The 12,370-nt window shown below is 47.3% G+C and carries 9 protein-coding genes; 1 reads left to right on the forward strand and 8 read right to left on the reverse strand.

Annotated features, from left to right (window positions below):
• Positions 1 to 36: 36 nt before the first annotated feature.
• A complete protein-coding gene (locus tag BLA28_RS05745) occupies positions 37 to 411 on the forward strand; it encodes a LytR/AlgR family response regulator transcription factor (RefSeq protein ID WP_069156395.1) in 375 nt (124 codons plus the stop codon).
• A 92-nt stretch (positions 412 to 503) separates the two neighbouring features.
• On the opposite strand, the gene BLA28_RS05750 is transcribed toward BLA28_RS05745, so the two are convergent.
• The 8 genes from BLA28_RS05750 to BLA28_RS05785 all read right to left on the reverse strand — a co-directional run bounded on the left by BLA28_RS05750 (position 504) and on the right by BLA28_RS05785 (position 12,368).
• Positions 504 to 1,751: an adenosylhomocysteinase gene (locus tag BLA28_RS05750; RefSeq protein WP_009256544.1), complete on the reverse strand. Its 1,248-nt coding sequence runs from the start codon at positions 1,749 to 1,751 to the stop codon at positions 504 to 506.
• A gap of 203 nt (positions 1,752 to 1,954) precedes the next feature.
• Entirely contained in the window at positions 1,955 to 4,510 is a 2,556-nt protein-coding gene (locus tag BLA28_RS05755; protein ID WP_069156396.1) for a glycoside hydrolase family 97 catalytic domain-containing protein, read from the reverse strand.
• Between the two features lie 38 nt (positions 4,511 to 4,548).
• The gene (locus BLA28_RS05760; RefSeq protein WP_009256542.1) at positions 4,549 to 5,433 is read right to left on the reverse strand and encodes a carbohydrate ABC transporter permease; all 885 of its coding nucleotides are present in this window, start codon (positions 5,431 to 5,433) and stop codon (positions 4,549 to 4,551) included.
• Positions 5,434 to 5,444: 11 nt separating this feature from the next.
• On the reverse strand, positions 5,445 to 6,356 hold the full coding sequence (locus BLA28_RS05765; protein ID WP_009256541.1) for an ABC transporter permease: 912 nt from the start codon (positions 6,354 to 6,356) through the stop codon (positions 5,445 to 5,447).
• A 56-nt stretch (positions 6,357 to 6,412) separates the two neighbouring features.
• Positions 6,413 to 8,125: an extracellular solute-binding protein gene (locus BLA28_RS05770; protein WP_081337260.1), complete on the reverse strand. Its 1,713-nt coding sequence runs from the start codon at positions 8,123 to 8,125 to the stop codon at positions 6,413 to 6,415.
• A 391-nt stretch (positions 8,126 to 8,516) separates the two neighbouring features.
• Positions 8,517 to 9,812 (reverse strand): helix-turn-helix domain-containing protein, encoded by a 1,296-nt coding sequence (locus BLA28_RS05775; protein WP_069156397.1) that lies wholly within the window; start codon positions 9,810 to 9,812, stop codon positions 8,517 to 8,519.
• Positions 9,805 to 11,490, reverse strand: a complete 1,686-nt coding sequence (locus tag BLA28_RS05780) for a sensor histidine kinase (RefSeq protein ID WP_069156398.1) — start codon at positions 11,488 to 11,490, stop codon at positions 9,805 to 9,807. Before BLA28_RS05780 ends, BLA28_RS05775 begins: the two co-directional genes overlap by 8 nt.
• Positions 11,491 to 11,762: 272 nt before the next feature.
• Positions 11,763 to 12,368 carry a GNAT family N-acetyltransferase gene (locus BLA28_RS05785; RefSeq protein ID WP_069156399.1) on the reverse strand — a complete coding sequence of 202 codons (606 nt, stop codon included), beginning with the start codon at positions 12,366 to 12,368 and terminating at the stop codon, positions 11,763 to 11,765.
• Between the last annotated feature and the right edge of the window lie 2 nt (positions 12,369 to 12,370).

Below are 12,370 nucleotides of genomic sequence, written 5' to 3' on the forward strand. Positions count from 1 at the left end.
TTAACCCCTGTTTATTGTACGGAAAGGAGAAACTACATGCTGTTTGCAGCAGTCGATCCCAATAAAAAAGATTTGAAGCAATTGGTAAAATTCCTGAAGTCCGCATATCCGGGCTGCAAAATCGTTATGTTCTGCAATCCTCTGACAGCGGCAGGTTATGTACGCAGCCATCCCGTTGACGTACTGTTTACGGAAATCGCAATGACCGGAATGTCGGGCTTCAGACTGAAAGAGATCACGGAAAAATGCAATCCCGGCGCACTGACCGTATTTATCTCTGCCACAGCTGCCTACGCAATGGACGCACTGAACTGCCGGGTATTCGATTATATGGTAAAACCTGTTACCCCGGAAAAAACGAGAAATGCCCTGAAGGAGACAAAATTTCAGCCTTTCATCCAAAAAAACTGAATATATGCCGGAACGGTATAAGAAACACCCCGGCAGTTACCTTCTGCTGCCGGGGTGCCGGAATTTTCCGCTATTACTATCCGTCTTGCCTTCTATACCAGCGACTTATTCAGATAAGCCTCCTGCTCCGCAGTCAGGGTATCGATTTCCTTCCCCATAAAACGAAGCTTTCTTGCCGCCACATCCTCATCAATTTCCACCGGCACGTCAATCAGCATTTCGGTCATCTCTTTTCCATGCTCTACCAGATATTTCGCAGAAAGAGCCTGGATTGCAAAGCTCATATCCATGATTTCTGCAGGATGTCCGTCGCCTGCCGCCAGGTTTACAAGACGCCCTTCAGCCAGGACAAAAATCCACTGTCCGGTGGGAAGCTTGTAACCCATAATATTTTTGCGCATTTCCCTGGATTCCACGGCTATTTCACGAAGGCCCGCCATATCGATTTCGCAGTCAAAATGCCCTGCGTTGCAGAGAATGGCCCCTTCCTTCATCACCGCAAAATCCTCGGCGTCAATTACTTTATCACAGCCGGTCACCGTCACGAAGAAATCTCCGGTCTTAGCCGCTTCCTTCATGGGCATTACCTCAAAACCGTCCATAACCGCTTCAATCGCCCTTACCGGGTTGATTTCCGTCACGATTACCTTAGCGCCCAGGCCCTTTGCCCTCATGGCAACGCCCTTGCCGCACCAGCCGTATCCGGCTACTACCACGTTCTTGCCTGCCACAATCAGGTTGGTGGTACGCATCACGCCGTCCCACACCGACTGTCCCGTACCGTATCTGTTATCAAAAAAGTGCTTGCACTGTGCATTGTTCACACGGATCATGGGGAATTTCAGATCCCCTGCCTTGTTCATGGCTTCCAGACGGATAATACCTGTGGTTGTTTCCTCACAGCCGCCCAGGATGGCCGGAATCAGCTCCTGCATTTCCGTATGCACCATGTGTACCAGGTCGCCGCCGTCATCAATAATAATGTTGGGGCCTGCTGCCAGCACCGCACGGATATGTGAATTGTATTCTTCTTCCGTCGCTCCGTACCAGGCATGTACCTCCAGTCCGGCCTTTACCAGCGCTGCCGCCACATCGTCCTGTGTGGAAAGCGGGTTGGATCCCGTCACGTACATTTCTGCACCGCCTGCCGCCAGCACCTTGCACAGATATGCGGTTTTGGCTTCCAGATGCACAGAAAGGGTCACCTTCTTGCCTGCGAAGGGTTTTGTCTGACTGAATTCTTCTTCCAGCATACGAAGCAGGTCACAGTTTCTCTTTACCCACTCGATTTTCTGCTCGCCGGATCCGGCCAGGTTAATGTCTCTGATTTCGCTACTCATTATTAGTTCCTCCTAAAATTTGCAGTTTTCACCTTCCATTTACCAGCCGAATTTTTATTATAGTGATGGTCGTCTGTCCTGTCATCACTGGAGCATTCCGTACTAATGGTATCAAAGAAAACCGGAAAATGCAAGACCGCCCGCACTATATATTGTTATCTTTTTTAAACAACCCGACAAAACACTTGTTATTACGACATTTTTTATTTTGCTATCAGTTCTATCCCCCGGATATGGGAAATCAGGCCATGATCGTTGAACATCCGGATCCGGTTTTTACCCTCCTTCAGGTCGATCAGCACTTCCTTTTCTCCCACATACTCCCAGGTGGGGAATTCCCAGCCGCTGGTACTGTGCAGATAGGTATTAATCACTTCATCATCATTCGCCTGAATGGAAATATCCCTGCAGTCTCCTGCCGCATAGATGATCCGAAGGATATATCTTCCTGCCGCAGGCACCATAACCTCATTGAACCTCAATTCTGCATCCCAGCCGAGGCCGGTCGCCACTGCAGTGCCGTCCACGCAGGTGATTTCCCCTCCTCCGCAGAGATTTTCTTCCCTGATTCCATAGGCAATGGGCATAAAAGGATCATTATCAATCAGTTTCAGCTTCCATACGGCCGGCGCTTTACCGGAGATCCGCTTCATCCGGAAAGTAAAGTCCCCCGCATTAACGGGAATGATGATCTCATGTGTTATAAAGGTGCGGATCGCAGTGCTCGCAGGCATTTTCACCGTAGCCGTAAAATTGCCGCAGGTAAATTCCATGACCCAGGGTTCTTCTGCCGCATAGAACAGACGAAGAGAATAATTTTTAGTCTCCTCCGCCTTACCGTAAAACTCGGCGGCTCCATTTAATACAAAACCGGCAGTCTCTTCATCCCACTCCACCTTTTCACTGCCCTGGAGCATCTTCGCGTCTTTTCCCGGATACTCCGTATAGCTATCGCTCATATATCCGGAACAGATACCGAAGGATAAGGGCTCCAGCTTCCTCGTTATATAAACTCCGGCGCCTCCGTTCGCAAGAAGGCTCAGTTCCAGCACATCCTCTGCCCTTACCTTTCTGCAGGTCCTGGAAATCATTTCGCCCTTGGCGCTGTCTTCATAAATCTCCGCTTCATATTCACCCTCACCCAGGAAATCAAGAGAAAGGTTTACTACCTTTTTAGGTGACGTAATCACACCTATCAGCCATTCCGTATCCGTATAACGCAGAATTGCCGCATGATCACCCGGATAACCGGACAGTACCTTCACACCTTGATAATGGTTTTTGGTGCGGCGCAGAAAATCCGTCCCCTTCCATCCTTCCATAAAACGCAGGGCAAGAGCATAGTTAGTCAGGCCGGAATCGAAAACCACCGGCAGCGCCAGCTGGTGCCCCATGGTGGTATTCCTGTTTTTCAGATTGGAAAATGCCGTGGGGGTATAGTCCATAGGGCCCGCCACATTTCTTGTAAAGGGAACGGTACAGTTATGGAGGGAATTCGGCAGATCACTCCACTGGTAGTGTTCCATACCCATAATGCCTTCCGCCGTCATGAAGTTCGGCCAGGTCCTCCCCTCACCCATGGGCTTCACGGAACCATGGAAGTTAATCATCAGCTTGTACTGAATCATCAGGTCCGCAAGCATATTGTACTGCCACATGGTATGCTGGGAATCATTCTCGAAAAAGTCAATCTTTAACCCATCCACACCCCAGCTTGCCCACAAAGGGATCAGTTCCTCAGCCTTTTCCCTGGTATCCAGCCGCTGCATGGCAGTCCAAATCCAGATCTGCACATTTTTTTCATGGGCATACTCACAAAGGTCCTTCACCCAGCAGGCATCCCAGCCGCAGTCCAGGGTCAGCCCTTCAAAGCCATATGCCGCCGCCATATCCACATAATTTCTGGATTCCAGGTATAGCTGGGCCCCATTCATATCCTCCCACCACGACCAGAGAGCACGCCCGGGCTTAATCCAGGAGGTATCCTCAATCACAGAAGGCGGATTCAGATTATAATTTATCGTGGAATTTACCAGCTCGTCCAGATTATCCGCTGCCACTGCGTATCTCCAGGGAGATTGGAAAGGGAGGCGCGTCTTAACAGGCTTTCCTTTTTCTTCCGGCGCAAATCCAACGGACATACATCTGTTTTCATTTCCAACCAGATGGCAGGAACAATAGCTGCCGTTTGTATTAATCACATTTGCCTCATTGAGCATAATCCACTCCCCGTCCGTTTCCGAAAAAAACAGGGACGGCATGCCAAAAGGCTGCCCGTTCATACTCTTATCCCAATTCCGCGCATTATAAGGGCCTTCATAGGTTGGAATCCAGTCCTGAAGCCAGAGCTTGTCACAATTTTCCGAAATTCTGAATTCCGTATTTTCCCTTTTCACCAGAAACGTATCCTTTCCGGAAGTACGGATTTCATAGCGAAAAGCCATTCCGTCATCGAAAGCACGCAGCCTTACCGTAAATTCCGATTCATGGGCTCTGAAACACAGCGCCAATTCCTGCGCGTGATTCGTATACACCTCTTTTTTTCCCACAGGAATGGAATATTCTTCCCGAATGGAATCTCTCTCTTCTTTTTCAAAGAGCAGACCATCGGTAAAATCTCCCAAATCCGTGCAAATCCCCATGGAACTTTCCTCAATAACCTTTTTTCCATGTTTACTGACACAGTACCGCAGAGAACCATCCCCCTGCTGCTCTATCATGACCTTCAATTCTTTATTGGGTGAATCCAAAGTCCACATAATATATCGTTCCTCCTAGTTTTTAGTGTCAGGCCGTGTTATCCTTTAACGCTGCCCATTACAATACCGGTTGTGAAATATTTTTGCAGGAAAGGATAAATCATCAAAACAGGAACAGCTGCAAGAAAAATCTGCGCCGCTTTTCCGGTCCGATCCGAAATCAAACCGATCTGCCGTACATCCCGCAGCGTTTCCAAAGCCATCAGGTTTGTGGAAACCACCTGTGTCTGCAGATAAGTCTGGAGCGGATATTTCATCGGAGAATTCAGGTAAATCAAACCGTCAAACCAGGAATTCCAGTGATTTACGATGACAAACAGCGTTACGGTTGCCAATACGGGCTTGGATACGGGAAGAATAATCATCCGAAGCACCCTGAAGTTCGTGGCTCCGTCCACATAAGCCGCCTCTTCCAGCTCCTTGGGCAGGGAACGGAAGAAATTCATCAGCAGAATCGTGTTGAATACATTGACTGCGTTAGGCAATACAAGGGACCATATCGAATCGATCAGCCCGGTATTGCGGACTACCATATAGGTAGGGATCAGGCCGCCGCCGATGAGCATAGGGACTACGAATACCCAGATGTAATATTTTCTTGCCGGGAATTCATGATCCAGCCGGGACAGCGGAAATGCCGCCAGCACACAGACAATCATACTGATGGGAACCGCCAGCAAAATCCTTCCCAGGGAAACGCTCAGGGATTTCCAGAATTCCGGCTTATCCGCCATATATTTGTAGGAATCCAGCGTAAAATCCACCGGAAGAAGCCCCACCTCCCCCGCCGCCACCGCGCTGCTGGAGCTGAAGGAAATCGCCAGCTGATTGAGCATCGGTAAGAGGCAGCTGATTGCAAGCAGCGTCAGAAATGCATAATTAAAAACGGTAAATATCTTCATTCCAAGTGTTTTTCTGCGCATAATGCCACCTCCTAGAACACACGATAATCGGTATATTTATAAGCCACCATATAAGAAATGCCAAGCATGGCAAAGGAAATCACTGATTTAAACAGGCCTATGGCCGTTGCCACTCCATATTGAGCATCCAGCATGCCGATTCGGTATACAAGCGTATCCAGAATATCGCCTGTACTGTAAACCTGCGGACTGTACATATTGAAAATCTGGTCAAACCCCGCATTGAAAATATTTCCCATAGCCAGAATGGACATCAGCATCACAATGGGCAGAATACCGGGCAGTGTTACATGCAGGGTCTGCTTCCAACGGTTTGCACCATCCATGACGGCCGCCTCATACAGGCTGGGATCGATCCCTGTCAACGCCGCCAGATACACGATTGTTCCGTAGCCAAACTCCTTCCAGGTATCAGTCAGAACCATCGTATAGGGAAACCATTTGGAATCCCCTAAAAAGAAAATCGGTTCCAGCCCCATCGCCGTAAATGCTTTGCCGATAACCCCGTTTGACGGGGACAATACATCCACAAAAACTCCCGCCAGTATAACCCAGCTCAAAAAATGGGGGAAATAAATCATGGTCTGAATGGTCCTCTTAAATTTCATCTTCCGGATTTCATTCAAAAGCAAAGCCACAATAACAGGAATCACTATACCCATGATAATTTTCAGAATTGCAATGTAAAAGGTATTCCATATAACCTGGTAAATATCCGGCAGATGAAACACATACTGAAAATTTTTAAGCCCCACCCATTTAGAATGGAAGAAGCCTTTGCTGGGATTAAATTTCTGAAAGGCCATAATATTCCCGGCCAGGGGAATATAGTTATAAATCAGCAGCAAAATCAGCGCCGGCATCATCATAAGATGCAGAGATCCGTTTTTAAAAAACTTTTTTGTCTTTCTGGACTTTTTCATGACATCACCCCTTATCAAAGACGGAGGAGAAAATCTCCTCCGCTTCTTTTCATTCCTTAATTCTGCTCTGCATGCCAGTCATTCACTTCCTGTGTGATTTCTTCCCCTCCGAGCTGATTCCAGTTCGCCACGAAGGAATCAAATTTATCCAGATCCCCTTCCAGAATAATATTGGTATAATCCTGCAGCTGCTGTTTCTTCAAAGTGGGAAGCATTTCCGCCATGGCTTCTGTAGGGGCCGCATAATACGCATCATTAACCACATTGCCGGAAACCCAGTAATTGTCATAGATAACGCCGAGCGCGCCGCCAGGCCCATACATTTTCAGCTGATGCCAGTTATTGTCCTTATGATCGCCATCCAGGCTCTTACATGCCATCTCATAATACCCTCTCTCTTCATCATTCAGGGTATCGGGATCCGCTTCGCCGTTGATAACTGCCGTTACCTTCTGTGCCGCAGTGAAATTCTTCATAGGAGGCTCGATGGATACAACAGGATACTGATATGTGCCAAACCCTTCCGGTGTGATATTGTATACCTCAGGCTCCGCTGTTTCACCGTAACTCTTTTCAAGCTGTAAATTGAGCATTTTGATAACCGCTTCCGGATGTTCGCAGTCCGCACTGATAACATAAAAATCTACTGTACTTGCAGAAAGCTGGGCCTTTGCGGGTGTTGTGCCATCCAGGGAAGGAATAGCCACCGGAACCCATTCAAACGAAGGATCCTTTATCTTTGCATCATTGATCCACGCCATATTCCAGAAATCACCGAACATCATGCCGCAGCGTCCGGCGCTGACATCCTCATTTACCTTATTGGCATCCTTTACACCGAATTCCGGATCAATCTGGCCTGCCGCATACATTTCATGCAGAGCGGCCATAGCATCCTTTACTTCAGGCTGAATGCCGCCCCATACAACCTCATCCCCCTTGTCTACCCAAATCCCGGGATAGGCATTATAAGCATTGAAAAAGCCCGTCAAATCCGCATAACCGCTGCCATAAAGATCCTTATAAACCGCCAGTCCATATGTATCATCAACACCGTTGCCGTCCGGATCCTGAGTTGTGAACGCTTCAGCGATATTTCTCATGTCCTCTACCGTCTCAGGCAGCTCCAGCCCCAGATTATCCAGCCAGTCGGTACGTACCCAAAGGACCTTTGCGGTCATCAGCGGGGAGCCGATCTTGGGAATGGCATACAGCCTTCCGTCAAAAGTTGCCGCCTGCATCGCAAGCCCTCCGTCAGAATTCAATACCTCCTTCGTAAACGGGGCAAGATTTGCTTCTGCCACCTCAGTCACATCCATAATCTGCCCGTTGTCATACATCATCTTAAGCTGAGACGCATTGACCTGCATGACATCCGGAATATCATCCGAGGTTATGGCAATATTTACCTTCTGCGCATATTGCTCCGTATTCGTGGACCATACCCAGTTCACCTTAATATTAAGCGCCTCTTCATAATAGCGGGTCCAGACATTATCCTCCAGGGAATCCCCTTCCGGAAACTGCATGCCCGCCCCCAGATTCTTTACCGAGCTGATTTCCACCGGCTCATCATAACGCGCAAACACATCTACTTCCCCTGACTCTTCCGAGCCGCTTTCCACACTGCTTTCCACATTATTTTCCGTATTCTTTTCTTCCGGCGCCGCTGTGCCGCCGTCCCCCGACTGCGATCCACAGCCCATTACTGCCGCTGCCGTCATCACCATTGCAGTTGTCAAAGCAACCAGTTTAAACTTTCTCCTCACACCAAGCCCTCCTTTTATATACTTTATATATTTAATTATAGTTTTTGCCATTTTGTTTGTATATATTGCATTCTTTATCTTTCTTGTTCTTTTTTTACCTTGTTCTTAATTTACGTTTATCAAACAAATAAAAGGAACCATCCGTCATATTTATACTTTGTTCATTGCCATCACAAAAAAGGGCCTGTTTCTCCCTGTTTTGTTTCTATTTTCCACTGACCGCCCGCAGCAGCGGTTTAAGTGGCTAAAGCCGCTTCGGCGTCAACCGCATCCAGCCGCTTCGGCAGTGGAGAGCATAGACAAAACTGTTTGAAACAGACCCTTATCAAAATGACCGGGAACAGCAGATGGAACGGACGGAGAGGAATCCCCATTTGTAATTCTCATCTTTCTACTGCATTGTTCCTTCTCCATCTCTGTATTCCCTGGGTGTCATTTTCATAGCCTTTTTAAATACTTTGGAAAAATTAGCCGCCGTTTCATATCCCACCATCTGGGCGATTTCGCTGATCCGGTATGATGTGGTTTTTAACAGCTCACATGCGGTTTCCATCCGGATCCGCAGGATTACTTCCGTCAGTGTCCTGCCGGTAAGCTCCTTAAACCGGCGCGACAAATAAGAGGGGTTCAGGTGCAGCTTTTCCGATAACGTACACAGGGACAGATCCCCGTCTATATGCTCCGTCATATAAGCCATCAGCCGGCTTACAAAGGACTTTTCCAGCTCCGCCTCATTCTGCCCTCCGGCCATTCCTCCATCCTCCTCAAAATATTCAATACCTGCCATTGCAATCTGGGAATCCGCCCGCAGACGATTAGCCGCAATATGCTTCAATTCCTCAAACGGCTGCGAAACATGTTCCCAGTCAATCTGTTTCTCCCGGAACACGAAAGAAATGGAAATACCGAGCATCTGCCAGATCGTACGCTGAATCCCCTCTGCCATTCCTTTTACCACCGCCTGGGCATGCCGGAGATTCTCTGTTTCCACCGGCTGCAAAGCCCACATAATCACATGCTTGTCCATCCATGCGGCTTCACTTTTTACGGCATAGGAAATTTTCTCCTGCATGGCCAGGTCAATAGCAAGAGCCGTCTCTTCCGTAAGCTCCTGTGCGCTGCGTCCCGCCAGCAGCATAACAGGGAGACTTAAATTCAAATCTATTTCCACCTTTTCATACGCCCTGTCCCTGTGGCTCGTCCGCTTACTCTGATCAAAAAGCAGCGTCTGCACCATATTCCGACGAAGCATGGCCTTATAAAGACGAGTTTCCTCCTTTGTCTTCAGCAAGGTATCCTGCATATCCATATCCCGTTCAATGGTTCGGATACATTCCCCTATCGCCTCCAACAGGAACTCATCCCCTTCGCTTTTTAAAATGTAATGAGTCACCCTTTGCCGGATTGCCTGCTGTGCATAATGAAAATCATCATAACCCGTCTGGAAAATAACATGGCACAAAGGCCATTTCTGCCGAATATTTTTTGCCAGTTCAATTCCTGTGATTCCCGGCATACAAATATCCGATACAACGATATCGAACTGGAACTCATTCAGAAGGCGCAATGCCTCTGTCCCGGAATATGCCTTATAAACATCCAGCTCATACTGAGGTGTTTCTTCCAGCATACCGGCAAGGCTGTCCGTAATCATTTCTTCATCATCCACCACTAATACCCTATACATACTCTCCCCCCTGCTCATCGCTGTCTGCAGGCAGAACCAGACTGCAGACGGTTCCCCTTCCTTCTTCCGCGCTGATTTCTATTCCATATTCCTCACCGAATTTTATCTTCAGTCTCCGGTCAATATTACAGATGCCATTCTCTATGGTTTCCTCCGTCTGCCGGAAACTTTCTTTTAAAGTCTCCAGCTCCGCAGCTGTCATTCCCACGCCGTTATCCTGTACATGAATATAAAGCTTTTCTTCCTTTCGCTCATACCAGACCCGCAGGACGCCGCCCTTCTCCACATTATTCAGTCCATGTTCAAAGGCATTTTCCAAAAGGGGATGCACAATCAGCCGGGGAACGGTAATCTTTTCAAACTCCTCCGGCAATTCTTCAAATTCCACGGTAAGCCGCCGTTTAAAACGCATCGCCTGGATCTGGGCGTAACGCCTTGCATGCTCCACCTCTGTTTTCAATTCCGTATCACTCCTGGCGCTCTTTGTTATATACCGATAATATTCGGATAAATAGGAAGAAAATTCCACAATACCCTCACAGTCTTCATCCTTGGCCATCCGATAGAGCGTAAAGAAACTGTTATAAAGAAAATGCGGATTGATCTGCGACTGCAGATGCCTCAGCTCTGCCTGCTGTGTCAGCAGCTTCTGTTTATAATTGATTTCCATCTGGTTCTGCAGAGATTCCGCCATCCGGTTAAAGGCTATGTACACATATCCAAACTCATCCTCCCGCTTCTCCTCAATCCGCACCCCCAGATTTCCTGTTTCCATCCGCTCTATGGTTTTCACCAGAATTTTAATCGGGTGGCTGATAACAACATGGAGAGAATAGATATAGACTGCCATCATCAGCATTACCATCAGCAGACAGATAAAGAAAATATTCCGGTAAATCTGCAGATTCCGGTATACCGTTTGATTGGAAACATAGGCGAATAAATCCATGTTCAGGAAAGCGGAATTTATTTTAAAAACCGTATATTTCTGATGATCTTTTTCATCCGTAACCTGCTGCAGCCACTGCTCCTTCGTGCTGTTGATCCCTTCCAGATTGATATCCCTGCCCACATTCAGTTCATATTTTCCTCCGCAGTCTACCAGCTTTATCCCGCTGTCCGGATATTCACCCAGGAAATTAAGTTCTTTTTTCAGCTCCTTTTCAGACAGCCGGATGACCAGCGTAAACATTTGGGCGGTATCCATATTCACTATATTATTGGGATAGGTTGCCCCCAGGTACATGGAACCCTGATCATAAAAAATAGGGGACAGCAAAGATTTTTCCTGCATATTCTGAAATTCCTGATTCTTTTCTCCCACTAATTCCACTCCGTCCACCGAAGAAATTTTCCGGTTCATCCCCGGGATACAGACAAACACCTCATCTATATAGGTGGAGCTTTCATGCAGAATTTTCAGTCGATTCTGCATTTCCAAAAGCTTCTTCACCTGCTCGCTTTTGGTCAGGATGGGAAATGCACTGATGGTATAAAAAATAATATCGTCATTAATACATTCAAACTGCAGCTTCTGAATTCTTCTGATTTCCTCTTCCAGAGTATTGGTGAGATAAGAGGTTTTGGAATATAATGACTGGGAAATTTCATCGGTCAGCATATTATAGCCAGCCATATAGATCCCGAAATACAATAAATACACAAGTACCAGAACCACTAAAAAGGCTCTGATTACCCTGTAGAAAAAAGATTTCTTAACTAATTTTAAAACAGAAATAGCTATCCCCCCTTTGCAGCCTATAGCCCCTTATTCAGGATTCAGAATCCGAAGGTACGCATCCAAAGGCTGTACCAACATCCAGTACCAAAAAAGCCGCCATAAAATGGCGGCCGATTTTCGTCCTTAAAAACAGGCGTTCCCGATGATATCTGAAATCACAGCCTGGTTACAGTATAACAGAACTCTATTCTTCTGGAAAGACAGCCCTTTTACTTTTGTTCCTTCCCGTTCTCCCATTCCTCCTTTAAAAGCCGGTACTCCACCCGATCCCGCAGCTCACCATGCATCCATACTTTTTTCTTCATATCCGCTTCTTTGATCATGCCGCACTTAATCATGACATTTTCCGAGCCCTTATTCTCCGGGTCGCACCCCGTTGTCACCCTGCATACTCCGTTTTCCTCAAAGGCAAAACGCAGCAATTCCCGGAACGCCTCCGTCATATACCCTTTTCCCCAGAACTTTTTTCTGCTGAAATATCCGGCGTGTACCAGCTTGCCCACAGGAGTTTCTTCCAAAACCGTATAACCGGTTTCCCCGATGAGTTCCCCCGTTTCCTTATCCTCCATGCGCAGGAAATATTCCTTCCGCGGATGTGCTGTAATTGCTTCCACAGAGATCATAAGATCCTTCAGGGATTCTTCTCTGCTGTGAGTCATGATATCCGGAAGATAATACATCACCTCCGGATCGGAGAGCAGCGCATGATGGCTTTCGAAATCTTCCTGACGATGATCCCGCAGAATCATACGCGCTGTTTCCAGTTGTACAGGTGCTGTCTCTCTGTTTTTTTCTTCTGTCATTATTGCTTCCATCT

It is taken from the genome of Eisenbergiella tayi (assembly GCF_001881565.1).
GTDB classification, from domain to species: domain Bacteria; phylum Bacillota; class Clostridia; order Lachnospirales; family Lachnospiraceae; genus Eisenbergiella; species Eisenbergiella tayi.

Bases quoted from the DNA above. Each gene is read 5' to 3' on its own strand.
- BLA28_RS05745 (WP_069156395.1), top strand. From the start codon at position 37: ATGCTGTTTGCAGCAGTCGATCCCAATAAAAAAGATTTGAAGCAATTG.
- BLA28_RS05750 (WP_009256544.1), bottom strand. From the start codon at position 1,751: ATGAGTAGCGAAATCAGAGACATTAACCTGGCCGGATCCGGCGAGCAG.
- BLA28_RS05760 (WP_009256542.1), bottom strand. From the start codon at position 5,433: ATGCGCAGAAAAACACTTGGAATGAAGATATTTACCGTTTTTAATTAT.
- BLA28_RS05775 (WP_069156397.1), bottom strand. From the start codon at position 9,812: ATGTATAGGGTATTAGTGGTGGATGATGAAGAAATGATTACGGACAGC.
- BLA28_RS05765 (WP_009256541.1), bottom strand. From the start codon at position 6,356: ATGAAAAAGTCCAGAAAGACAAAAAAGTTTTTTAAAAACGGATCTCTG.
- BLA28_RS05755 (WP_069156396.1), bottom strand. From the start codon at position 4,510: ATGTGGACTTTGGATTCACCCAATAAAGAATTGAAGGTCATGATAGAG.
- BLA28_RS05785 (WP_069156399.1), bottom strand. From the start codon at position 12,368: ATGGAAGCAATAATGACAGAAGAAAAAAACAGAGAGACAGCACCTGTA.